The organism is Thalassospira sp. MCCC 1A03138, assembly GCF_002115785.1.
In the GTDB taxonomy this organism is placed as follows: domain Bacteria; phylum Pseudomonadota; class Alphaproteobacteria; order Rhodospirillales; family Thalassospiraceae; genus Thalassospira.
The window spans coordinates 480016-505056 of sequence record NZ_JFJY01000002.1; the positions used below are offsets into that span (position 1 = coordinate 480016).

21 protein-coding genes are annotated in these 25041 nt (G+C 54.4%); 18 read left to right on the plus strand and 3 right to left on the minus strand.

The window, feature by feature from the left end; all coding sequences use genetic code 11:
* Positions 1-214 precede the first annotated feature (214 nt).
* The 17 genes from TH468_RS07095 to TH468_RS07175 all read left to right on the plus strand — a co-directional run bounded on the left by TH468_RS07095 (position 215) and on the right by TH468_RS07175 (position 21036).
* Positions 215-2728: a TonB-dependent hemoglobin/transferrin/lactoferrin family receptor gene (locus TH468_RS07095; RefSeq protein WP_371268728.1), complete on the plus strand. Its 2514-nt coding sequence runs from the start codon at positions 215-217 to the stop codon at positions 2726-2728.
* A gap of 179 nt (positions 2729-2907) precedes the next feature.
* Positions 2908-3642, plus strand: coding sequence for a calcium-binding protein (locus tag TH468_RS07100; RefSeq protein ID WP_085643037.1), 735 nt, complete (start codon positions 2908-2910; stop codon positions 3640-3642).
* A gap of 116 nt (positions 3643-3758) precedes the next feature.
* Positions 3759-5507 (plus strand): type I secretion system permease/ATPase, encoded by a 1749-nt coding sequence (locus tag TH468_RS07105; protein WP_085643039.1) that lies wholly within the window; start codon positions 3759-3761, stop codon positions 5505-5507.
* Positions 5504-6841 (plus strand): HlyD family type I secretion periplasmic adaptor subunit, encoded by a 1338-nt coding sequence (locus tag TH468_RS07110; RefSeq protein WP_085642826.1) that lies wholly within the window; start codon positions 5504-5506, stop codon positions 6839-6841. The genes TH468_RS07105 and TH468_RS07110 overlap by 4 nt, the downstream gene beginning before the upstream one ends.
* Before the next feature lie 100 nt (positions 6842-6941).
* Entirely contained in the window at positions 6942-7544 is a 603-nt protein-coding gene (locus TH468_RS07115; RefSeq protein WP_085642827.1) for a biliverdin-producing heme oxygenase, read from the plus strand.
* A gap of 156 nt (positions 7545-7700) precedes the next feature.
* A complete protein-coding gene (gene rimP, locus TH468_RS07120) occupies positions 7701-8240 on the plus strand; it encodes a ribosome maturation factor RimP (protein ID WP_085642828.1) in 540 nt (179 codons plus the stop codon).
* Positions 8241-8249: 9 nt separating this feature from the next.
* On the plus strand, positions 8250-9809 hold the full coding sequence (nusA, locus tag TH468_RS07125) for a transcription termination factor NusA (protein ID WP_085642829.1): 1560 nt from the start codon (positions 8250-8252) through the stop codon (positions 9807-9809).
* A gap of 19 nt (positions 9810-9828) precedes the next feature.
* Complete coding sequence (locus TH468_RS07130) at positions 9829-10419, plus strand: RNA-binding protein (protein WP_007088418.1); 591 nt, start codon at positions 9829-9831, stop codon at positions 10417-10419.
* 80 nt (positions 10420-10499) lie between these two features.
* Positions 10500-13160: a translation initiation factor IF-2 gene (infB, locus tag TH468_RS07135; RefSeq protein ID WP_085642830.1), complete on the plus strand. Its 2661-nt coding sequence runs from the start codon at positions 10500-10502 to the stop codon at positions 13158-13160.
* 17 nt (positions 13161-13177) lie between these two features.
* Positions 13178-13597, plus strand: a complete 420-nt coding sequence (gene rbfA, locus TH468_RS07140) for a 30S ribosome-binding factor RbfA (protein ID WP_007088416.1) — start codon at positions 13178-13180, stop codon at positions 13595-13597.
* Positions 13597-14523, plus strand: coding sequence for a tRNA pseudouridine(55) synthase TruB (gene truB / locus TH468_RS07145; protein ID WP_085642831.1), 927 nt, complete (start codon positions 13597-13599; stop codon positions 14521-14523). Before rbfA ends, truB begins: the two co-directional genes overlap by 1 nt.
* 17 nt (positions 14524-14540) lie before the next feature.
* Positions 14541-14810, plus strand: a complete 270-nt coding sequence (rpsO, locus tag TH468_RS07150) for a 30S ribosomal protein S15 (protein ID WP_007088414.1) — start codon at positions 14541-14543, stop codon at positions 14808-14810.
* 222 nt (positions 14811-15032) lie between these two features.
* Entirely contained in the window at positions 15033-17159 is a 2127-nt protein-coding gene (pnp, locus tag TH468_RS07155; RefSeq protein WP_085642832.1) for a polyribonucleotide nucleotidyltransferase, read from the plus strand.
* A gap of 106 nt (positions 17160-17265) precedes the next feature.
* Positions 17266-18660: a nitronate monooxygenase family protein gene (locus TH468_RS07160; RefSeq protein WP_085643041.1), complete on the plus strand. Its 1395-nt coding sequence runs from the start codon at positions 17266-17268 to the stop codon at positions 18658-18660.
* Positions 18661-18879: 219 nt separating this feature from the next.
* On the plus strand, positions 18880-19317 hold the full coding sequence (gene irrA / locus TH468_RS07165) for an iron response transcriptional regulator IrrA (RefSeq protein ID WP_007088411.1): 438 nt from the start codon (positions 18880-18882) through the stop codon (positions 19315-19317).
* A 247-nt stretch (positions 19318-19564) separates the two neighbouring features.
* On the plus strand, positions 19565-20002 hold the full coding sequence (locus TH468_RS07170) for a rubrerythrin family protein (protein WP_085642833.1): 438 nt from the start codon (positions 19565-19567) through the stop codon (positions 20000-20002).
* 65 nt (positions 20003-20067) lie between these two features.
* Complete coding sequence (locus TH468_RS07175) at positions 20068-21036, plus strand: serine hydrolase (RefSeq protein ID WP_085642834.1); 969 nt, start codon at positions 20068-20070, stop codon at positions 21034-21036.
* 18 nt (positions 21037-21054) lie between these two features.
* On the opposite strand, the gene TH468_RS07180 is transcribed toward TH468_RS07175, so the two are convergent.
* From TH468_RS07180 to TH468_RS07190, 3 genes are read right to left on the minus strand one after another with little or no spacing between them, the layout of a single operon-like run.
* Entirely contained in the window at positions 21055-21861 is an 807-nt protein-coding gene (locus tag TH468_RS07180; RefSeq protein ID WP_085642835.1) for an ABC transporter ATP-binding protein, read from the minus strand.
* Positions 21855-22916 carry an iron ABC transporter permease gene (locus TH468_RS07185; protein WP_085642836.1) on the minus strand — a complete coding sequence of 354 codons (1062 nt, stop codon included), beginning with the start codon at positions 22914-22916 and terminating at the stop codon, positions 21855-21857. Before TH468_RS07185 ends, TH468_RS07180 begins: the two co-directional genes overlap by 7 nt.
* A gap of 5 nt (positions 22917-22921) precedes the next feature.
* Entirely contained in the window at positions 22922-24046 is a 1125-nt protein-coding gene (locus TH468_RS07190; RefSeq protein WP_085642837.1) for an ABC transporter substrate-binding protein, read from the minus strand.
* Between the two features lie 189 nt (positions 24047-24235).
* Between TH468_RS07190 and TH468_RS07195 the strand changes: the two genes are divergently transcribed.
* Positions 24236-25024: a class I SAM-dependent methyltransferase gene (locus TH468_RS07195; RefSeq protein WP_085642838.1), complete on the plus strand. Its 789-nt coding sequence runs from the start codon at positions 24236-24238 to the stop codon at positions 25022-25024.
* The last annotated feature ends 17 nt before the right edge of the window (positions 25025-25041 follow it).

The window sequence follows — 25041 nt, forward strand, 5'->3', positions numbered from 1 at the left end:
GGGTCGCATTGTCGACACCAACAAAATAATTCGTAAATCCAGTACACCTATTGGGGGTGTTCGCACAATTGCCCTGACAGCCGTTGGCAGTGGCATGATTGCTTTGATGCCGCTTGCCGTGGGGGCTCAAACCCGGGACGCAGAAATATTGCAACAGGCTAACAAGGCTGAAATTGCGCAGGCCGCTGAAGGGAGTGTGACCTTGTCAAATGATATGCTCTCATTTGATATATCTGCACAATCGCTTGCCATAGCATTGGTCAATTTTTCGCGTGTATCGGGGATCGATGTTGCCGTGGACGGGACATTGCCCGACGGTATACAAAGCGTTGCCGTACAGGGGAATATGACGGCTGGCGCAGCCCTTGATCGCATGTTGTCGCAAAGCGGTTTGATCTGGAACGCCGTCAATCCGACAACCATTTCCATCATTGACCCTGTTCGGGGAGATGCCGGGAACACCTCAATCATAACCGTTCCGGTCACCGTAACGGCGACTGAAAGGGCGCTTGGTCCTAATGGGGTATCGGACAAAGTGTATGAAACGCCGGGCTCGGTAGCGGTAATTACCCAGGAAAGTATGCGCAAGTCGCCCGTACGCGAAGCGCGCGAGATTTTCAACAATGTTGCCGGTGTGGATGTTTCCAATGACGCGCGTGACCCCGGTTTGACGGTCAACGTTCGCGGTCAGCAGGAAATGGGGCGTGTGAACGTCAATATCGACGGCGCGCGTCAGAACTATAATCAGCTGACCCATGGGACAACGTCGCGTGTCTACATCGATCCGGCGTTGCTGGCAGAAGTCGATATCGAAAAATCCAATCTGACCCAAAATGGCGGTGCGGGTGCTTCGGCAGGAATTGTGACCATGCGCACGCTTAATACCCAGGATATCCTTGATGAGGGTGAAGAATGGGGTGGTAAGGTCAATATCAGCCATGGAACCAACAGCTATGATTTTGCTGGCGACGCATCGGCAGGTGCACGCATTTCGCCGAAGTTTGACATTTCGGCGACCATCAGCCGCAAAGTGATCGGCAATTACCGTGCCGGTGCACATAATCCGGGTCTGTTTACCACCGGGAATGGAAACTATTATTCGACGGAAAACTCGCGGCCTGAATACACATTCCTGCGTCAGACGTCAGGTCTGCTAAAGGCAAACATTTACCTAGATGAGGATCAGGAGATTAACCTCGGCTATGTTGGTTCCCAAAGCGACTATGCGAAAACAAACGATGTCACCAACCTTTTTACCGATTTCAATGAAACCGAGACCCATACGCTGACGGCAAAACACAACTGGAATCCAGAATCCGACCTGATCAACCTTAATTCGGGTGTTTACTGGACCAGAACCGAGAATCATCAGTTTCGCCCTGCACGTTTAAGTGCTTCAGGCACTGTTACGACGGACTCGTTTGATAACCAATATACGTTGGATACGACGGGTGCGGATATTGCGAACCGCAGCGATTTTGCATTCAACAAAATCGGCGACGGATTAAGCCGTGTCAGCATTGATTATGGCACAGAATTCTTTCACGACAATGCCAAGACAACTGCCGAAATGGGCGGGCTTGGTGGTGCTGGCGCTGCATATCAGGTCGAAGGTTCGACGCCAAGCGGCAAGCGTGATGTTTATGGTGGGTATCTCAATACCACCTATGGCTGGAATGATATGTTCCAGATTACCGGCGGACTTAGATATGATCGTTATGACCTGAACGGTGATGCTTTCTGGTGCGAAACGGCAGCCGCATCTGGCAACCTTTGCTCGGATGGTGGAACTTCGCTTGATATTGATCTTGCAGAAAGCAAGGTCTCGCCGAGTTTTGGCGCAAGTATTTCTCCTGTCGAAGGTGTTCAGTTTTTTGCCAATTATCGCGAAAACATGCGGGCACCCACAATTCAGGAAGCGATGTTAAGTGGTGACCATATCGGCAATGTGGGTATTCCTTTTTATTCGAATGCAAACTTGAAGGCTGAAGAATCCGAAACCAAGGAGATCGGCGTCAATTTCAAATTTGATAATGTTCTTCAGAAAGGTGATGGTTTCCGTGCCAAGGTTGCATATTTCAGGTCGAAAATTGAGAATTACGCGACAATTGCCTATGTGCCCCAGCCAACAACAAGCACCATAATTCCTGGGCTGCTGATCAACTCAAATCAGGCCGCTGCGATGGTGAACCTTGAAGATCCCGTCTATGTCAACGGGACCGAGATGGAGCTATCTTATGATGCGGGCGAATATTATCTCGGCGGGACGCTAACGCTCTCTGACATGGATCTTCAAGGCGACTATAACCCGTTCGTTCTTGATACTGATTACGATCAATACGCTAATTCCGGGCTAAGTCCCCTTGGAGTCGGAGATCCGATTTATGGTGATGCTGGCGACCTTTACGGAATTTACGCAACCCCGAAACGCAAATACACGCTAGATGGCGGATTCCGGCTTTTGGATCGTGATCTTGTGATGGGCATGCGAGCGACCTTTGTTTACCCACAGGACAATTTCGGCAGTTCGAGTCTTTCAAGTGTCGTTGGGGAATATTTCAAATATCGCGTCTTCGATTTCTACAGTTCTTATGACGTGAACGACAATGTCTCGCTGCGTCTTGCAGTAAATAACATGTTTGATGAAGGTTACGTTCAGGGGGCTGGTGGAACCTACGCGCCTGCTCCTGGCCGAACCGCTGTTCTCACGTTAAGCGGTAATTTCTAAGCCGTCCAGATATCGGAACTCCAACCAGCCGATCAGGCATTTTGCTTGATCGGCTATTCGGCATTTTTCAGTTAAGCAATTGATTTAAATTGATTTTTTGATTGACTATTTGAGATAATAAGAGTCATTCTCATTTTGTTGTTCAGTGGTTGGGCAACAAATTGACAGGAGAAATCAAAATGACGATTACGATTGATCTGAATGCAAATTCGTCGGGCAACGGTGTTGATCTGCAAGCGGTATTTGACGATTTCAATGCGAACTTTTCGCTTGGTTCAGGCAACCACGGTTACTTCTTTGATGGCGCAGCGCCTGCTGGTCTAGGTGGTACACAATACTACGCGGCGGATATGGACAGCAGCAGTTCTTATACGGGTGGTGTTCTTGCTACTGCCGGGACGACTGATTTTGCCTATGATCTAAGCTCCCACACCATCACCGGTGACCTCGACGGATTTTCGTTTGGCAGCACGCTGGCTTATGATGCCACTGCTGGTCAGTACCAATTCTCCGACTCTTCGGTCGATATTTCCGGGTTGGGGCTTTCTGGTAGCGACACAAACAGCGTCCTTACCGGCATCTATACCGGAAGCACTTCCACACTTGAATCGACTCTTGACCAAGGCGTCGAAATCAACGGTAGCACTGGTGATGATGTCATCGGCGGCTGGGCCGGTGATGACGTTCTGACCGGTAATGCCGGTGCCGATACCTTTGAATTCGATACTTCGGCATCGTTCGGTGATGACACCGTTACCGACTTCACCGATGGCACCGATCTTCTCGATATCGATTACAACTCGGTCACGATTGGAGATGATGGTGCTGGCAATGCGCTCATTACCCATGGCAACGGCACCATCACCCTGACTGGTGTTGACTTCAACGACCTTGACGCAAGCGACTTCGTTTAACGAAGGCGGCCCGCTCCGCAGGCGGCGGAACGGGCACAAGGTCTTTGATTGCAGGGCACCGCGGAACAGCGGTGCCCACCCCATCCTATCTTTTTCTTTTCCGGAATGGAAACAGCGTGTTCGAACAGGTCCATCCGCAACATTTGTCCAAATCGTCCGTATTCTCGCCGTTGGCGGCCGCCATTCGATCCGTGCGCGGAGCGTTCCTGTCGGTCGCGGCGTTAAGCGGCGTGTCAAATATCCTGATGCTGACCGGGCCGCTTTTCATGCTGCAGGTTTATGATCGGGTTCTGGCGAGCCGCAGTGTGCCGACGCTGGTCGCGCTCGTTGTTCTGATGCTGGCGCTATATCTGTTTCTGGGAACTGTCGATGCGCTTCGGGCGCGGATGCTGGTGCGGATTGGCTGGCGGGTGGATGAGCAAGTTGTGCCGATGGCACTGGCAACTACCCTCGATCAGGCGCTGCGAAATGATAATGCAACCTTAAGGCCGCTCAACGATCTTGATCAAATCCGACAGTTTCTGGGTGGTGCGGGTCCTATTGCGATTTGCGATATGCCTTGGATGCCGCTGTTTCTGGGGATCGTTTTTGCTTTTCATCCCTGGCTTGGTTTTCTTGCCCTTATTGGCGGTATCATTCTGGTGATTTTGACATTGATCAGCGAGCTTGCCACCCGTCGCCAGGTTGAACGGATGAACTGCCAAGCCGTTTCACGTGCAAATCTTGTCGAAGCTGGGCGTCGAAATGCCGAAGCCATTCGTGCGATGGGCATGCTGGCGAGTTTCACGGACTATTGGGCACGTCTGAATGACAGGTATTTACGCGACAATACCGGTGTCGGTGACGTCAATTCGACCTTCTCGGCCTATATCAAGGTCATTCGCCTTGCGATGCAGTCCGGCGTTCTGGCACTTGGTGCGTATCTGGCGATCCTGCAGGAAGTCACACCGGGTGTGATGGTTGCCGCCTCAATCCTGACAGCGCGGGCATTGTCCCCGGTCGAACAGGCGATTGGCAACTGGCGCGGATTTGTTGGTGCCCGTCAATCGCGCCAACGTCTTGAACGCTGCTTTGCCGACACACAAAAAACGTCTGAACGCCTCGGACTGCCTGCCCCGCAACAAAGCCTGCATGTTTCCAATCTGATCGTTCGGGCCCCTGCAAAGCGGGTGGAAGGAAAGCTGGCCGCACCGGGGCGCGTATTGCTGCGCATCAACGACGTGTTCCTGAAAGCAGGCGACGGGCTTGGCATTATTGGGCCAAGCGGATCGGGGAAATCGACATTCGGTCGCGCACTGGTCGGGATTGGTGCGATCCAGAATGGCACCATCCGCCTGGATGGGGCGGAGCTTGATCACTGGGAACCGGATCGGCTGGGGGCGCATGTCGGTTATTTGCCGCAGGACGTCGATCTGTTTGACGATACTGTTGCCCGCAATATTGCGAGGCTACGTAGCGATGTGGACTCTGCGGCAATCGTTAAGGCCGCGCAATTGGCCGGAGTGCATGACATGGTCCTGTCTCTGCCCAAGGGATATGACACGCTGATCGGAAGTGGCGGGCTTATTTTGTCGGGTGGGCAACGCCAACGGATCGGGCTGGCGCGTGCCCTGTTTGGTGATCCGTTCCTGATTGTCCTTGATGAACCCAATTCCAGTCTCGACAGTGTCGGGGAACAGGCCCTGATCGAAGCGGTCCGTCTGGCCCGGCAACGCGGGGCGATTGTTGTCATGATTGCCCATCGCCCCGGCGCATTGGCAACGGTCAATCTGGCGATGGTTATTCAGGATGGACGCCAGATTGCCTTTGGTGCGCGTGACGACATTCTGCGCAAAACCATGCGCCAGGTCGGAGAAAGCGCATGAGCCGAAAACAGTCGCACACGTCGTCAAAAACTCCATTCGTCAGCCCCGCAATGCATAGTTTGCGTCGACATACCCTGTTTGGCGTATCCGTGATGCTGGCATTGTTTGCTGGTCTGGGAAGCTGGATGGCGTTGGCCAATCTTTCCGGGGCGGTGGTTGCCACCGGCAAACTGGTGGTCGAAAGCAATGTCAAGGATGTGCAGCACCCTGACGGAGGCATTATTGGTGAAATCCGCGTGCGTGACGGGGATCGGGTGCAGGCCGGTGATCTTCTGATCCGGCTGGACGATACGATGGCACGCGCAAGCCTTGGCATTGTCGATAGCCAGATCGATGCCTTGCGGGCGCGCAAAATGCGTCTGGTTGCTGAACGGAACGAAGCGAAAATCGTTGCCGTGCCCGATTTGTTCGCGGCCCGTATGCAGGACCTGGCAATCGTTGAGCTGGTTGCGGCCGAGACAAAACTATTCGAAGCAAGGCGTAAAAGTCTGGAGGGTGAAAAGGCCCAGCTTGAGCAAAAACTGTTGCAGCTTTCGGAGACGATCATCGGGCTTGAGGCCCAGAAAGCTGCCAATGAAGAAGAAAGCCGCCATATTCGCGATGAACTTGACGGGCTTGAAATGCTTTACAAAAAGCAGCTTGTACCGATTACCCGTGTTGCGGCATTGCGTCGTGAACGCGCCAGTCTGGGGGGCAAACACGGGGAGTTGACGGCACAGATTGCCGCGACCGGCATGCAAATCTCGGAAACAGAAATGTCGATCCTGCAGCTTGACCGGAACCGCCAAACCGAAGTCCTGACGGAACTGGGTGAAATTGATCAACAATTGGCCGAATTGATGCAAAAGCAGGTTGCGTTGCGCGATCAACTGCGTCGTGTCGACATCCGAGCCCCCTATGACGGGACGGTCTATCAGATGACGATACATACGATTGGCGGCGTGGTTGCGGGCGGGGACCGGATCATGAGGATTGTGCCTGATCAGGATGAGCTGGTGATCGAAGCCCGAACCAACCCGCGCGATATTGATCAGGTCCATCCAGGGCAAAAGGCGATGCTGCGTTTTACTGCCTTTAATCAGCGCACAACACCGGAACTTTCCGGGACGGTGTCCTTTGTGGCAGCGGACCTTTCACGCGATGAACTGACAGGCGAAACCTACTATAATGTCCGGGTGAAAATTGCCGGTGGCGAGATGGAAAAACTTGATGGGCAAGGTCTGATGCCCGGCATGCCGGTTGAAACCTTTATCGCAACGGGGGATCGCACCGCACTTAGCTATCTTGCCAAACCACTTACCGATCAGTTTGCCCGCGCGTTCCGCGAAGAATAATTTTTCACCGGTTTCGGATATCGAACGCCCCGAATCGTTTCTGCTTTGAAGGGCTGCGAATTCATGCGGCATTTGCGGACAGGGACGAAAGGTAATCGGGATGACTTTGGATATAACAGCAGACGGTGTGATAAAAACCCGCCTTCAGAACCTCAAACAGGCAACAACCGGCGACCATCAGCACATCGATGACATGGTGATGGAAATGGCACCGTTTGAAAGCCGCGATAACTACGCCCGGTTTGTCGGGATGCAGTATGTGTTTCACTGCGCTGTAAAAACGCTTTATGACGCCAGTGACCTGAACGCCCTGATACCCGGGCTTTCGATGCGCAGTCGGTTCGATCATGTCTGTGCAGATCTTGCAGACCTGCAATGCAGCCTACCTGAAAATACCAAACCATTTCCTGTTCCCCAAACCGGAATGGGTCGTCTGGGATGGTTATATGTTTGTGAAGGTTCGTCGCTTGGGGCGGCATTTTTGCTGAAAGCAGCCGGAAATATCGGGCTGAATGCCGAGTTTGGTGCCCGTCACCTGGCTGGGCACGAAGACGGTCGCGGCAAGCATTGGCGCGAATTTGTTGATCAGGTCAATGGCTTGGCTTTAAGCGCTAAACAAGAACAGGAAGTGATTGATGGTGCTATTGCTGCCTTTGACTTTTTCCGAACCCTTTTGATCGAAGATCGCAAGCTTGCCGCATAGGCGCAAATCCCTTGGTTGAAAGGCTTGCAGAGACAGGATCGTGACTTGATTTCTGGCAAAGTCGGCTGTATAAAGCCGCCAAGCTTTTTGTAAATTCTGACAAAGAGTGGGCCCTTCGCCCGCTCTTTTGTGCTTTTTGGGGTATGGCATCGCTATATGGCTGAGCTGATCGGACAACAGTTGAAAGACCCGCTGATGATGCGGATCACGGAGATTATCGAGCCGTCGATCAATGCGCTGGGTTTCGAACTGGTACGTGTGTCCATGATGGGCAAGGACAGTAATGTCTTGCAGATCATGACAGATCGTGCGGATGGCAACGGCAGCATCAATGTTGAAGATTGCGCCGAAATCAGCCGTACCGTCTCTGCCCTGATGGATGTCGAGGACCCGATTTCCGGGGCTTATCACCTTGAAGTCAGTTCACCGGGTATTGACCGCCCGCTGACCCGTGCCAAGGACTTTGATGTCTGGCGCGGGTTCGAGGCAAAGGTCGAGCTGGTGATGGCCCAGAATGGCCGTCGCCGTTTCAGCGGAAAGCTGGATGGAGTTGAGGATGATGCGGTCGCCCTGATTGTCGATGGCGAACGTGAATTGTTGCCGTTGGCTGATATCGCAAAGTCGAAATTGGTGCTGACGGATGAATTGATCGCGCATGTCACCGGCAAGGGCCGGTCTGACGAAAACGCAGAATAGAGGTTGGATATGGAAGCAACTTCGGGAATGCCGCGGCCGGAACTTTTGCAGGTTGCAGATGCCGTTGCCCGTGAAAAGGGCATTGATCGTGATGAAGTTCTTGGCGCAATGGAACAGGCCATCCAAAAGGCCGGCCGTTCCAGATATGGCCACGAGCATGACATCCGTGCCCATATCGACCGTAAAACCGGTGAAATCAAGCTGGCCCGTTTCATCGAGGTCACGGATGATATCGAAAACGACTTCACCCAGATGTCGCTGGAACAGGCGCGTATTCGCAACGAAAATATCCAGCTTGGTGAATTCCTGATTGATCCGCTGCCGCCGATCGATTTCGGACGTATTGCTGCGCAGACCGCAAAACAGGTTATCGTGCAGAAGGTCCGTGATGCGGAACGTGAACGTCAGTTCGAAGAATATAAAGACCGTGCCGGTGAAGTGATCAACGGCGTCGTCAAACGAGTCGAGTTTGGTAATGTTCTGGTCGACATGGGCCGTGCAGAAGCCATTCTGCGCCGCGAAGAACTGATCCCGCGTGAAACTGTCCGTCAGGGTGATCGCGTTCGTGCGCTGATCCTTGATGTGCGTCGCGAACAGCGTGGGCCGCAGATCTTCCTGTCGCGTACCCATCCGACTTTCATGGCAAAACTGTTTGCCCAGGAAGTTCCGGAAATCTACGACGGTATTATCGAAATCAAATCGGTTGCCCGTGATCCGGGGTCGCGCGCCAAGATTTCCGTTCAGTCGTCGGATAACTCGATCGACCCGGTCGGGGCATGTGTCGGTATGCGTGGTTCGCGCGTGCAGGCTGTTGTTGGCGAACTTCAGGGCGAAAAAATCGACATCATCCAGTGGTCGGAAGACCCGGCAACCTTCGTTGTGAACGCATTGGCTCCGGCCGAGGTCACCAAGGTTGTTCTTGATGAAGAAACCAATCGTATCGAGGTTGTCGTTCCCGACGATCAGCTGAGCCTGGCCATTGGCCGTCGTGGTCAGAATGTGCGTCTGGCGTCCCAGCTGACCGGATGGGATATCGATATCCTGACCGAGGAAGACGAAAGCGAACGTCGCCAGGAAGAAGCCCGTAAGCGGGCTGATATGTTCATCAAGGCACTTGATGTTGATGAAGTCATTGCCCATCTTCTGGTCGCCGAAGGCTTTACCTCGATCGAGGAAGTCGGTTACGTGCCGTTGGCCGAACTGGCAGAGATCGAAGGTTTCGAAGAAGAAATCGCCGAAGAGCTGCGCACGCGCGCTCGTAACTTCCTTGCCGAAGAAGCCGAACGTCTTCAGAAGCGTCGTGAAGAGCTTAAGGTTGCCGATGACCTCGTCGAATTTGGCGGACTGTCGCTGGCCGTTGTTGTTCGCCTGGGCGAGAACGATGTCAAAACCCTTGAGGACTTCGCGGATCTCGCAAGCGACGAGCTGATCGAATATGTCGGTGATGCGGACAACATGACCATGGATCAGGCCAATGACCTGATCATGGACGCGCGTCGTCAGCTTGGCTGGTTCGAAGGACTTGAAGAAGAAGTTTCCGAAGATGCCGAAGAAGGCGAAGACGCCTGAGGGCTGATCGGAGGACGCCATGTCGCACCGTAAAGGCGGCAAGGTAGCCGAGGTTCCGGAACGCCGGTGTATCGTCACCGGCGAAGTCCGGCCTAAGGAAGACCTTCTCAGGGTTGTGATCGGACCGGATGATTCGGTTGTTCCCGACCTTGAGGAACGGTTGCCTGGACGGGGATTATGGTTGTGCCCGTCGCGGGATGTGATAAATACCGCCTGTGCAAAAAATGCCTTTGCCAAGGCGGCGCGGCAAAAAGTCGTGATTGATCCTGCGCTGGCAGACCGGATCGAGAAGCTTTTGCTTCAGAAAAGCCTCGATCTGCTGTCGCTTGCGCGCAGAGCCGGTCAGGCGGTTGCCGGTTATGAAAAAGTCCGGGCCCAGATTGACGAGGGCGCGGCAATGATATTGGCAGCCCGAGATGGTGCTGCGGACGGAAAATCCAAGATCGAGGCGAAAGCCCGGGATCTGCCGATTTATACCGTTCTGGATGCTGCCGAGATTGGCGCGGCCTTTGGCCGCGAAAAAGCAGTACATGTGGCTGTTGCGCCAGGTGGACTGGCAAAACAGTTAAGTCGCTCGCTTAGGCGGCTAGAAGGATTTCGCGCGGTCTGAAGGCAGGCTTGCGCAGAACGGACAGGACAGGACAGGCAAAGGATGCCGGTCCCGCAGGAAATGAGGAAGTTGGACGGATTATGAGTGATCGCGATCAGGAGAAGAAACCGCTGAGCCTCAACAGATCGAAACTTGAACTGAGCAAGACGGTCGAGGCTGGGCAGGTGCGGCAAAGCTTCTCGCATGGACGGTCCAAATCTGTGACTGTCGAAGTGCGTAAGAAGCGGACTTTCGAAAAGAACGAATCCGGCCGCTTCCGTGAAGTGAAGAAGGATGCGGTTGCTGAACAGCAGCAGCAACCTGCCGCGCCGGCGCCCGCGGCAAAACCCGAACCGGTTGCCAAACCCGAACCGGTTGAAGATCACGGCAATCTTACCGATAGCGAGCGTGCAGCACGCATGGCTGCCCTGAAAGCAGCCGAAGAGCGCCGCAAGCAGGAAGAAGCCGAAGCTGCCGTACGTGCCGCTGAGGAAAGCAAGCGCAAGGCAGAAGAAGCCGAACGTCGTAAACAGGAAGAGGCCGAAGCAGCAAAAGCTGCTGCGGCAGAAACCCCTGTGCTGGAAAAGGATGCCCCGGTTTCTGTAGAAGAAGTCGAGAAAGCCCTTGAAGCATCGACGACCAAAGGCAAATCCAAACCGAAGCCTGCTGCTGTTGCCAAGAAACAGGAAGAAATCATTCCTGGCGAACCGGCAGAACCGCTGGTTCCGGAAGAACGCCGTCGTGCCGATCCGTCCACCGTCAAGCCGAAAAGCCGCAAGGAACTGGACGAGGAAGAAGCCCGTACCGCAGCCGCACGCAAACGCGCCGAAGAAGAAGCTCTTGGCCGTGCCGCGCGTACGAAGGGTGACGAAGGTCGCCGTCGTGGCAAGCTTTCGATCAATAATGCGATGACCGGTGACGAAGGTGGCCGTCGTCGTTCGATGGCCTCGATCAAGCGTCAGCAGGCAAAAGCAAAGGCCCGTATGCAGGGTCAGCAGAAGCCGAAAGAGAAAATCGTGCGTGATGTTATCGTTCCGGACGTTATTACCGTTCAGGAACTTGCCAACCGTATGGCTGAACGTGCTGCCGACGTCATCAAGTGCCTGATGGGCCTTGGCGTTATGGCAACCATCAACCAAAGCCTTGATCCCGATACCGCACAGCTGGTTGTCGAGGAATTCGGCCACAAGATGAAACGCGTTTCGGATGCCGATGTTGAAGAAGCGCTGGTCAGTGCCGTTGACAACGAAGATCAGCTGATCGGTCGTCCGCCGGTTGTGACCGTCATGGGGCACGTTGACCATGGTAAAACCTCGTTGCTTGATGCCCTGCGCAAAACTGACGTTGTCAGTGGCGAAGCTGGCGGCATCACCCAGCATATCGGTGCCTATCAGGTGACGATGGAAACCGGATCGAAGATTACCTTCATCGATACCCCGGGCCACGCTGCCTTCACGGAAATGCGTTCGCGCGGTGCCAAGGTTACCGACATCGTCGTTCTGGTTGTTGCTGCTGACGACTCGGTCATGCCGCAGACGATCGAAGCCATCAGCCATGCGAAAGCAGCCGGTGTGCCGATGATCATCGCGATCAACAAGATCGACAAACCGGGTGCAAACCCGTCGAAGGTTAAAACCGAACTGCTTCAGCACGAAGTCGTCGTCGAGGAAATGGGCGGTGAAGTTCAGTGTCTTGAAGTTTCCGCCAAACAGGGCCTTGGCCTGACCGAGCTGGAAGAAGCCATTCTGCTTCAGGCCGAGGTTCTTGACCTTAAAGCCAACCCGGCACGTGTTGCTGACGGTGTTGTCGTTGAAGCCCGCATGGAAAAAGGTCGCGGCCCGGTTGCCACGGTTCTGGTTCAGCGCGGTACGCTTAAAAACGGTGATATCTTTGTTACGGGTGCCGAGTGGGGCCGCGTTCGTGCGTTGGTCAACGATCATGGCGTTCGCATCGAAGAAGCTATTCCGGGCATGCCGGTCGAAGTAACCGGTCTGAACGGTGTGCCGTCTGCCGGTGATGACTTCGTCGTTGTCGAAAACGAAGCCAAAGCGCGTGAGATTTCCGACTATCGTCAGCGTCGCATCCGCGAAACGCAGGCTGCTGCGATGAAGAAATCGGCACTTGAGAACATGTTCTCGAGCTCGGGCGACGTCAAGGAACTGCCGATCCTTATTAAAGGTGACGTGCAGGGTTCTGTCGAAGCGCTTATTGGTACCCTGCAGAAGCTGGGTAACGAGGAAGTCAGTGTACGCGTCCTGCATAGTGGCGTTGGCGGGATCAACGAGTCCGATGTCACGCTGGCGCGTGCGTCAAATGCGCTGATCATCGGCTTTAACGTGCGTGCCAACCAGCAGGCCCGTGAACAGTCCCGTCGCGACAATGTCGACATTCGTTATTATTCGATCATCTATGATGTTGCAGACGACATCAAAAAGATGCTGTCGGGCATGCTGTCGCCGGAAGTTCGCGAGAAGTTCCTGGGGTACGCAGAAATCCGCGACATCTTTACCATCTCGGGCAACAAGATTGCCGGTTGTATGGTTACCGAGGGTACCGTCAAGCGTGGTGCGGGTGTTCGCCTGCTTCGCGACAACGTGGTGATCCATTCGGGCGAGCTGTCGACACTGCGTCGCTTCAAGGATGAAGTAAAAGAAGTCCGCGAGGGCTATGAATGTGGCATGTCATTCGCCAAGTATAATGACCTGCAGGTCGGCGATATGATCGAGTGCTTCGAGCAGGAGGAAATCGCTGTCGAACTTTAAGACGGTGGATTGACGATATGGCGAAGCAACCGGCCAAAGCACCAAGTCAGCGACAGTTGCGCGTGGCGGAGGAAATCCGCCAAGCCCTGTCGCAGGCACTTGAGCGCGGAGATATTTATGACCCGGACCTGACCCGGCGCCCGGTAACCATTACCGGTGTCAGTTTGAGCCCGGATATGCGCAATGCGATGGTATCCTTTACGCCGCTTGGCGGGGGCGAGGCGGAAACCTCGCTTAAGGCGCTAACGCGGCAGAAGGGCCATTTGCGTACCCATGTGGCGCGTACGGTTCATATGAAATACGTACCGGCATTGCGTTTTGTGGAAGACAAAAGTTTCGATGTCGCCGACCATATCGGTGCCCTCCTGCGTGACCCGCATGTCGCACAGGATCTTGCGGCGGACCGGTCGGACGACCATGAGAATGAGGACGACTGATGGCGCGTCGGCGTCGCGGTAGAAGCATCAATGGCTGGCTGGCAGTCGACAAGCCCCTGGAAATCACCTCTTCGACGGTGGTCAATCAGGTGCGTCGTCTGCTTGATGCGGCAAAGGCCGGTCACGGCGGGACACTTGACCCATTGGCGAGTGGTGTCCTGCCTATTGCATTTGGCGAGGCGACAAAAACGGTTGCCTATGTCATGGATGGCAGCAAAAGTTATCGTGTGACGCTGAAATTCGGCGAAGCACGCAGTACCGACGATGCCGAGGGCGAAGTTACGGCCACCTCGGATCATCGTCCGGATGCAGACGAAATAAAGGCCGTGCTGGGTGAGTTTATTGGTGAAATCCAGCAGGTGCCGCCAAAGTTTTCGGCGATCAAGGTTAATGGCAAGCGTGCCTATGATCTTGCCCGTCGCGATGAAGACGTGGTGCTTAAACCGCGTCCGATTCTGATCAAGGATCTTCGACTGGTCGATATGCCGGATCGCGATCATGCCGTTCTCGAAGTTGTTTCGGGCAAAGGGGCATATATGCGGTCTTTGGCGCGCGATATTGCGCTGCGCCTTGGTTCTGTCGGCCATATATCCGCCCTTCGCCGCACGTCGGCGGGGCCGTTTCCTGAAACGAGTTCCATTCCGCTTGCGGAGTTGCTTGAAATGGATCCGGATGCGGTGTTGGAGAAATTGCTTCCGGTCGAGACCGCGCTGGACGACATCCCGGCGCTGGCCCTGACCGAAGTCGAGGCGCAGCGGCTATCGAGTGGGCAACCTGTCGGGTTGTTGCCGGTGGCAAAACGCAGTGCCCTCGAAATTCCCGTCGTGCAGGACGATATCGTCTGCGCCATGCTCCATGACCGCGCGGTTGCGTTGGCGGAGATAAGTGGTGGCGAAATCCGGCCTGTACGTGTTTTTAATCTCTAAAGGCGAAAGGATGCCTGATGTCGATTACTGCTGAACGCAAAGCTGAGCTGATCAAAGAATACGCTCAGAAAGACGGTGACACCGGTTCCCCCGAAGTCCAGGTTGCAATCCTGACCGAGCGGATCAAGAACCTGACCGAACACATGAAAGAACATAACCACGACTTCCACAGCCGTCGTGGTCTTCTCATGATGGTTGGCCAGCGCCGTCGTCTGCTGAAGTACCTGCAGCGCAAAGACCAGTCGCGTTACGAGACCGTTATCGAACGCCTCGGTATTCGCCGCTGATATCGAACTGCGGCGGAGGTGGTTGATCCCCTCCGCCGTCGTTTTTTTAATGTCCCGAGCGGATCGGGAAACACGGGGAAGCAGGGTCGGATGGGCCGACCTCTTTGCTTGGTCCGGACCCATTAATTATGCAGCTTTTATGAAAGCCTCATAATTAATGTGTTCGGAACTCGTGTATGACTATCCGGGTCCGCTGAAGGTTTGTAAGAGGAAGAGAAAATAATGTTTAATGTCGTCCGCAAGGAAATGCAGTGGGGCAATGCCAAGCTGGTTCTCGAAACCGGCAAGGTCGCGCGCCAGGCCGATGGTGCCGTCATGGTTACCTATGGCGAGACCGTTGTGCTTTGTACCGCTGTTGGCGCGAAATCGCCGCGCCCGGATATCGACTTTTTCCCGCTGACCGTGAACTACCAGGAAAAGGCATTCGCTGCCGGTAAGATCCCGGGTGGTTTCTTCAAGCGTGAAGGCCGTCCTTCGGAAAAGGAAACCCTGGTTTCGCGTCTGATCGACCGTCCGATCCGTCCGCTGTTCCACCCGCTGTATCGCAACGAAACCCAGATCGTTTGTACCGTTCTGTCCCATGACATGGAAAATGATCCGGACGTAGTTGCGATGATCGGTGCGTCTGCGGCGCTGACCATTTCCGGTCTGCCGTTCCTCGGCCCGATCGGTGCTGCGCGCGTCGGTTACAAAGATGGCGAATATATCCTGAACCCGGCAACCGAGTCGGTTAAGGAAAGCGACCTTGATCTGGTTGTTGCCGGTACCCGTGACGGTGTGATGATGGTTGAGTCCGAAGCCAGCGAGCTTTCGGAAGAAATCATGCTTGGCGCCGTTAAATTCGGTCACGAGCAGTTCCAGTCGGTTCTTGATCTGATCATTTCGCTGGCCGAAGACGCCGCGAAAGAACCGCGCGACATCGCAGAACTGCCGGAAGGCTATGATGCACTGGTCGAAAAAGTTGCTGCCCTTGGCACCGATGGCCTGACCAAAGCATACAGCCATGTCGTCAAGCAGGAGCGTTCGGCTGCTGTTTCCGACGCCAAAGCTGCCATTGCCGAGAAACTGGCTGAAGAAGAAGTCGCCGATGCCCTGAAAGGCAAGGTTTCGTCGATCATCAAGGATCTGGAAAAAGACATCGTCCGCGGTGCGATCCTGAAGACCGGCAAACGTATCGATGGCCGTACCGGTGCCGACGTTCGCCCGATCCTTGGCGAAGTTTCAGTTCTGCCGCGCGCGCACGGTTCCGCGATCTTTACCCGTGGTGAAACCCAGGCACTTGCCGTTGCCACCCTTGGCACCGGTCAGGATGAACAGATCGTTGACGCGCTGGACGGTGAATACCGTGAAAACTTCATGCTGCACTACAACTTCCCGCCCTACTCGGTTGGTGAAGCTGGCCGTATGGGTTCGCCGGGCCGTCGTGAAATCGGTCACGGTAAACTGGCATGGCGTGCCCTGCACCCGCTAATGCCGGGCAAGGATGCGTTCCCTTACACCATCCGTATCGTTTCCGAAGTCACCGAATCGAACGGTTCGTCCTCGATGGCGACTGTTTGCGCAACCTCGCTTGCAATGATGGATGCCGGTGTTCCGCTGGCACGTCCGGTTGCCGGTATTGCCATGGGTCTGATCAAGGAAGGCGATGATTTTGCCGTTCTGTCCGACATCATGGGTGATGAAGATCACCTTGGCGATATGGACTTCAAGGTTGCCGGTACCGAAAACGGTATCACCTCGCTTCAGATGGATATCAAGATCACCTCGGTGACCCCGGATATCATGCAGATCGCGCTGGGCCAGGCCCGTGACGGCCGTCTGCACATCCTTGGCGAAATGTCCAAGGCGCTTCCGGAAGCACGTGGTGAAGTTTCGGGCAATGCACCGACCATCACCCAGTTCTCGATCCCGCGTGACAAAATCCGTGACGTTATCGGGTCGGGCGGCAAGGTCATTCGTGAAATCTGCGAAGAAACCGGTGCGAAGGTCGATATCGAAGACGATGGCTCGATCACTGTTGCACATACCGACGGTGCAAAAGGCAAACAGGCTGTCGATTGGATCAAATCAATCGTTGCGGAACCTGAATTGAACCATATCTATGATGGTAAGGTTGTTAAGGCTGTCGACTTTGGCGCATTCGTCAATTTCTTTGGCGCGCGCGACGGTCTGGTCCATATCTCCGAACTGGCGCAGGAACGCGTCAAACAGGTTTCGGATATCGTCAAGGAAGGCGATGCGGTCAAGGTCAAGGTCATTGGATTTGATGATCGCGGCAAGATCAAATTGTCGATGAAACGCGTTGACCAGGAAACCGGTGCCGATCTCGAAGCCGGCGACGCTGAATAATCCGATCTGATAGACCGGACGGCGATAACAACAACACGCCGTCCGGTTTTCCAAATGCGATGCCGGGGCATCGCTGGCGATGAAAAGCCGAATGGGAGAGACGAATTTGAAAGCCCTTAAACCGCTCGTCATGTCGGGAAAAGAGGTCTTGCCACTGATTGAAGGTGGTAAAGGTATCGCTGTTTCGACGGGTAAAAGTTCCGGCGCGTGGGCAGCTGCTGGTGGCATCGGGACGTTTTCCGCCGTCAATGCCGATTCTTATGACGAAAATGGCAATCTGGTTCCGGTCGAATATGCCGGAAAAACCCGCGGTGAGCGCCATCAGGAACTGATCGCCTATGGCATCCGCGGCGGTATCGCCCAGGCACAGATCGCACATGAAATGCGCGGCGGTGAAGGTCGCCTGCATATGAACGTTCTGTGGGAAATGGGCGGTGCGGAAGAAATTCTGCGCGGCGTGCTTGAGGGCACCAAGGGGCTTGTCCATGGGGTGACCTGTGGCGCGGGCATGCCTTACAAGGTATCGCAGATCGCAGCCCAGTATGGCGTGCATTATTACCCGATCGTATCTTCTGCGCGTGCGTTCCGTGCCTTGTGGCTGCGTTCGTACAAAAACACCCCAGAATGGCTTGGTGGTGTGGTCTATGAAGATCCGTGGCGCGCTGGCGGTCACAACGGTCTTTCGAATTCCGAAGACCCGCTGGTGCCCGAAGATCCGTTCCCGCGTGTTGCAGCCCTTCGCGAATACATGAATTCGGTTGGCCTGAATGAAGTTCCGATCATTATGGCGGGTGGCGTCTGGTTCCTGCGTGACTACGAAGACTGGCTTGATAATCCGGAAGTTGCCCCGGTGGCGTTCCAGTTTGGAACCCGTCCGCTTCTGACCAAGGAAAGCGAGATTTCCGAAGAATGGAAAAACCGTTTGCTGACGCTGCAGGACGGCGACGTCTCGCTGCATAAATTCAGCCCGACCGGTTTTTACAGCTCGGCTGTTCGCAACGACTTCCTTGAAGATCTGCATCAGCGTTCTGATCGTCAGGTCCGTTATTCGCGTACTGCAGAAGCCGACCTGCATGTCGGTATTCCGCTGGGCCGTCGTGGTCGTCCGATTTATGTCCGCGAAGATGACGCCGACAAGGTTCGGGCATGGCTTGATGCCGGTTATACCGAAGGCATGCCGACACCCGATGAAACCATGGTGTTTGTAACGCCTGACAGTGCACTTACGATCAAGAAAGACCAGATTGATTGCATGGGGTGCCTGTCACAGTGCCAGTTCTCGAACTGGGAACAGCATAGCGGTACTACCGGCAAACGTGCCGATCCGCGTTCGTTCTGCATTCAGAAAACGCTTCAGAACATTGCGCATGGCGCGATGGTTGAAAACGAGCTGATGTTTGCTGGTCATAATGCCTATAAATTTGGTGAAGATCCGTTCTATGCCAACGGCTTTGTCCCGACGGTCAAACAGTTGGTCGACCGGATCGCCACGGGCGATTAGATTAGACACCAAATCAGACACTGGACTTTTACGGATCAAGAAGGGGTCGGGTTTCCGACCCCTTCTTGTTGTTTGATCCCCTATGGGCTATTGAAAATCGGTATGATTGGAGTTGATCAAAATCAAAGAAAGGTGCGTCTTGGTTCCTTAATATACGCTTGGATTTGATCGGGAACCGGGCGTTGGCCGGTCCTGAAAAGCGTATGAAGGGACAATTTCATGACGACGAACCCGCGTCCTTACACCCATGCCTTGAACCGCCTGAAAGAGGCCGGGTTGCGCCCGACCCGTCAGCGCTTGGCATTGGCCCGCCTGCTATTTGATAATGGTCATCGGCACATCACCGCCGAACAGCTTCATTCCGAAGCCATGAGCCAGAATATCAAGGTATCACTGGCGACCGTATACAATACGTTGCACCAGTTCACCGAGGCAGCGCTTCTGAATGAAATTGTGATCGATTCCGGCCGATCCTATTTCGATACCAATACCGCCCCGCATTACCACTTCTATTGCGAAGAAGACGGCATGCTCAGCGACATACCCGCTGATGCGGTGCAGCTTGCACGCGTCCCCAATATGCCCCGTGGTACGGAATTGGCATCGGTTGATCTGGTGTTTCGTTTGCGGCGCCAGTCGGCCCGCAACGCTGCCTGATTGTTATTGGGTCGGTTTATTCGGCAGTGCTGTGTCGCAAATATAGCGGTGCGGTGACAGCGAAATGACGCGTCGATGAAAACCGCCTGAAATGGCGCGAAACGTCCCTTCAGTGCTTGACGGGCAGGGTTTTCAAGACAAATACAGAGGCGACGGTTCCACATGGAACGGTCGCCCTTTTTTTGCCTATGTGTGTGACAGCAACACCGCATATTTCAGACTTCAACGACAAAAAAGGAAGCCCGTAATGGTGCTCAAGGGAACACGGACCGAGGAACTTCTGCGTGCGGCATTCGCATCTGAAGCACAGGTCAATCGTCGTTATCTTTATTTCGCGCAGCAGGCCGATATCGAAGGCCATCCGGAAATTGCCGAAATGTTCCGCGCTACCGCCGAAGCCGAAACCGGCCATGCCTTTGGCCATCTCGAATTTCTTGAACAGGTCGGGGACCCTGCAACCGGGCAGCGGATTGGTACCACCAGGCTTAACCTTGAAGCCGCATTTGCCGATGAACAGAACGATGCCAGATCCCGATATCCCGAAATGGCCCGTATTGCGCGCGAAGAAGGTTTTAACGATATTGCCGACTGGTTTGAAAGCCTTGCGCGTGTCGAAGATGCCCATGCTGCCCGAATGGAACGCGCCTTGGCATCTTTTGGGACTGTTTCCGAACCGGTGGAATAAGATTGAAGACAATCCGACGATGCTTCTTTTACAGATATAGCGCCTTTCTGCTTCTGGTGATGTTAATGGCACCGCTAGCAGCCAAGGCACAATCGTCGGTGGACCTTGACGATATCCTGACCAATGCGGGGCGTTTGGAACCCTTGCAGGCCTTGATGATCGCCCATCGCGGTAATGTGATTGCGCAGCAGGGATACCACGGCAGTTCCCCTGATCAGGCGGCCAATATCAAATCCGCGTCGAAATCGGTCATTTCAGCATTGGTTGGCATTGGCTTAGAACGTGGTGTTTTGTCCGGTACGGATCAGAAAATCGCCCCCTTGCTGCGGGATCAGTTACCTGCCGATCCCGACCCCCGACTGTTTGATATTACCATCGGGCATCTTTTGTCGATGCAGGCTGGTCTGGGGCGGACATCGGGGCAATATTACGGTCAGTGGGTCGCGCAATCGAACTGGGTGCGTGCTGCCCTTGCCCGACCGTTTGCCGACGATCCGGGTGGTGAAATGCTGTATTCCACCGGCTCAAGCCACCTGCTGTCGGCCATCCTGACACGCCAAACCGGAAAATCCACGCTGGAACTGGCGCGTGAATGGCTGGGGCCATTGGACGGTTTTGCTATTACCGCATGGGATCGCGACCCTCAGGGTATTTACTTTGGTGGGAATCAGATGGCGATGAGCACCAGATCGCTTCTGGCTTTTGGCGAACTTTACCGGAATGGTGGGCGCACCGCGGATGGCAGACAGATCATCACGCAAAACTGGATCGATCAAAGCTGGCAGCATCGGACAAATTCACGCTTTACCGGCGATGAATACGGTTATGGTTGGTTTATGCGCAATCTTGCCGGGCAGGATGTGGTCTATGCGTGGGGATATGGTGGGCAGATGCTTTACATCGTTCCTGACCTTGAATTGACCGTGGCGATGACATCGGACGAAACAAAACCCTCGGCCCGAACCGGATACCGCGATCAGCTGCATGGCTTAATGGCCGATATCATCGACAGGATAGAAGCAGATGCAGGCTGATCGGGGTGAGCGGACTTTTTATTGAGCCGCAATCCGTTCTGAAAGGTATTCGACGGTGTGGCTACTGCCGGTGATCGGTCCGCGCAAAACAACATGCGGATGACCAAGCGAATTGCGTTCGACATGGCCATCAACCTGATACACATCACGCAAAAGATCACGATCAATCACATTGGCGCATTTGCCAAATGCCACCATGCGGCCATCGCGAATCGCCATGGCGTGATCACAATATTGCAGCGCATGGTTCAGATCGTGGATCGCAATCAGGACGATTATTTTCTGGCGCTTGGCGATATCACGCATGAAAGACAGAACCTCCATCTGACGATGCAGATCAAGGGCTGAGGTCGGCTCGTCCATCAGCAGGATTTCGGGTTCACGCACCAGCGTCTGAGCAATGGCAACCAACTGGCGTTGGCCGCCGCTAAGCTCTCCCAGATTGCGTGCCGCCAGATCAGAAATCCTAAGGGCGGCCAGAATATCGTCAATCCGCGCCAGTTCATCGGTCTGAACGCGCAATGACGATCCCTGTTTGGCGGCAAGAATAACCGACTCGTAAACAGAAAGAACCGCGTTTGATCCGGTGTCCTGCGGCATGTAGCAAATCGTGTTACGGCTATAATTCGCCGTTTCGACATGCACTTTTCCGCTACCCTTGGCAAGACCGGCGACCCGTTTGAACAGGCTTGATTTTCCCGCTGCATTCGGGCCAATGACGGCAATTACGTCGCCTCCCGTCAGAACCGGTGTACTAACACCGGAAACCACCTCGGTGCGGCCATAACGGGTGCCAAGGTCTTCAAGACGAAGTGTTGTTACCATGATTTTCTCCGGCTTGCGAAAATCAGCGAGAAGAAGAACGGCACGCCGACAAGCGCGGTAATTACCCCAATGGGCAGGATCGCGCCGGGGATCAGAAGTTTTGACAGAACCGACGTCGCCGACAGGATCAACGCCCCGCACAGGACGGATGCCGGCAGGAAGAAACGCTGATCCTCGCCCACCAGCATGCGGGCGATATGTGGCCCGACCAGACCGATGAACCCGATGGTCCCGACAAAGGAAACCGGGATTGCCGCCAGCATACTGACCAGCAACATCGTCTTCAGGCGCAACGACTGGACATTGACGCCGAAACTTTCCGCCTTGGCATCTCCCAGTCGAAGGGCGGTGAGTGCCCAAGCCTGACGGGTAAATAGCGGAAGGGCGATGGCAACGGCAATGGCCGTGATGGCAACCTTGGACCAGGTCGCCTTGACCAGACTGCCCATGGTCCAGAATACGACCGCGGCCAATGCCTGTTCGCTGGCGAGATATTGCAGCAACGCCAGAAGCGCGTTGAAGGTAAAGACCAGCGCGATCCCCAGAAGGACGATGGTTTCAACCGTGACACCGCGCATACGGCTGAAGAAATGAATGATCAACGCGGTCGCCATCGCCATGAGAAAGGCATTGATCGGAATAATGAATTCGACAAAAGCCGGCAGGATCGCGACCCCGAGAACCAATGCCAAGGCTGCACCGAAACCGGCCGCAGCCGAGATACCCAGCGTAAACGGGCTGGCGAGCGGGTTGGCCAGGATGGTTTGCATTTGCGCGCCCGCGGTCGAAAGGGCCGCACCCACGGTCAGCGCCATTAGGGCGACCGGCATGCGAATTTCCCAGATCACGACGCGCAACTGATCGCTGGCATCCGACGGGTTCAGCAGAGCAAAAATCACATCAGCCAGCGGATAATTGGCCGGGCCGGTTGCCAGATCAACAGCAAATGACAGGAACAGCGCAATTGTCATGCCGCTCAGGATCAGGATACGACGCAGGGAACGCGCCCTGTAATGCGCGCTCCCTGCCATAACGGTGGTTTGATCGGAGATCATGGAAATCAGTTCTGATCGCTGATGGAAATGAAGTAACCCGGCTGATAATCGATCGGTAGAAATCTTTCATGCAGTTCGCGGAATGATGCCTCCGGTTCGATATCGGCAAACAAATCCGGGTGGAACCATTTTGCCATTTGTTCGATCACCACGAACTGATAGGGGCTGTTATAGAATTGATGCCAAACGATGTGGATATTGTTGTTTTTGGTCGCCTTGATATCCCGGAATGCCGGGCGTTCTGTCAGGCCAATCAATTTGCGTTTGGCTTCTTTCATGTCAGCTCCGGGCCCAACAGGAACCCAGCCCATGCCGGGTGCATATGCTTCCCAGTCACCGCCAGTACCGACAAATTGGTCGGGGTTGCTGGCAACAACCTGTTCCGGGTTAATTGTGCCGAAAGTGCCCGGAATGATATCGGCTGCAATGTTTTTGCCACCGGCAAGTTCAACCATTTTACCGAAATTCTCATTGCCAAACGACATGCAGCATTCGTCGGAATAACCGGCAGCACGTTCGATGAAGACGTCGGGTATTTTGGGGTTGGCCTTGGCAAGGCGATCAGTGACCAGTTTGATATGATCGGCGCGGAATTTGATGAATTCCTCGGCGCGCGCTTCCAGACCGGTTAACTGACCAAGAATGCGCATACTGGTTTCTGTGTTCTTCATCGGTGATTCACGGAAGTCGATATAGACCAGCGGAATACCTACAGCAGTGAGTTTTTTGTCAAGGCTGGCATCATCGGTCGCACCCTTCGCTTCAAGGTTCATCACAATGACATCAGGTTTAAGCGATATGGCCTGTTCGATATCGAATGTTCCATCCTTGATACCGCCAAACGTCGGCAAGCTATCAATTTCCGGATACGTTGCTGCATATATGCCGTAACCTTGCGGATCGGCTTTTTTAAGATCATCGCGCCAGCCAACGACTCGCTTGAACGGCGCGTCGGTATCAAGCGTCGCGAGGCCATAAATCAGACGACCTTCGCCAAGAATAAGCTTTTCTGCCGGAACTTTGACCGAAACTTCGCGGCCTGCCACATCGGTGATCGTGACGGTTTCTGCTGCGTGAACGGTCCCCGCGACCATTAACGCAACGGCAGCAATAGCGCCAAAAATTTTCATCCCCGTACCCTTATTTAGGATTGCCTGACCGCGGCATTATCATTTATTGAGAATGCAAATCAATACTTTTCGCAATAATTGATTTTTTTATGGATTTGGTGATATTTGGCGCGGTATCTGCCGCCGTGTGATCCCCGCAAGATCGCGTGGCCTTTTGCAGGGACAGGCTATTGGGGGATTTTTCGGACGATGACGACGCATTCAAGCAATTTCAATCTGCGCGACGAGATCAAGGAATACTGGTCAATGCGCGCCGCTACGTTCGATCAACAGCCAGGACACGAAATTTTTTCAGATCAGGAACGTCTGGCGTGGCACGATCTGTTTCGTCGGCATCTTGGTGACGGGACCGGCAAACGTGCGCTTGACCTTGCCAGTGGCACAGGGGTTATCAGCCATTTGATGCATGACATCGGGTTTGAGGTTACTGGCCTTGATTGGTCCGAAGCGATGCTGGAAAAGGCGCGCGCCAAGTCGAAACAGCGCCAGTCAAACATCCGTTTCCTTCTGGGCGATGCGGAAAACACGCTTGAAGACGATAACAGCTATGACGTCATCGTCACCCGGCATCTGGTCTGGACGCTTGTGGATCCGGCGGCGGCCTTTGCCGAATGGTTCCGGGTTCTGAAACCGGGGGGCAAGCTTTTGGTGGTTGATGGTGATTTTGTTTCCCCGACCTGGATCAGCAGTTTGAACAGGGTAATGGCAGGTTTCCTTAAATCCTTTGGCTTGAAGCGCGAAGCAGCCGAAATGCCGCAACTGAAAACCCATCAAGATATTCTCTCGCGCGTTCATTTTTCCCAAGGTGCGCGGGCCGATGAAGTGACATCGATGTTGAAAACCGCCGGATTTGATCCGGTTGTTGCGGATTTCAACATGCGCCAGATTCACCGCGCCCAGTCAAAACACCTTACGCTTGCCAAGGGCTTGGAACGCAGAGCCCAGCACCGTTATGCCATTTGCGCGACCAAGCCGTAGAAGGTTACACAGAATTG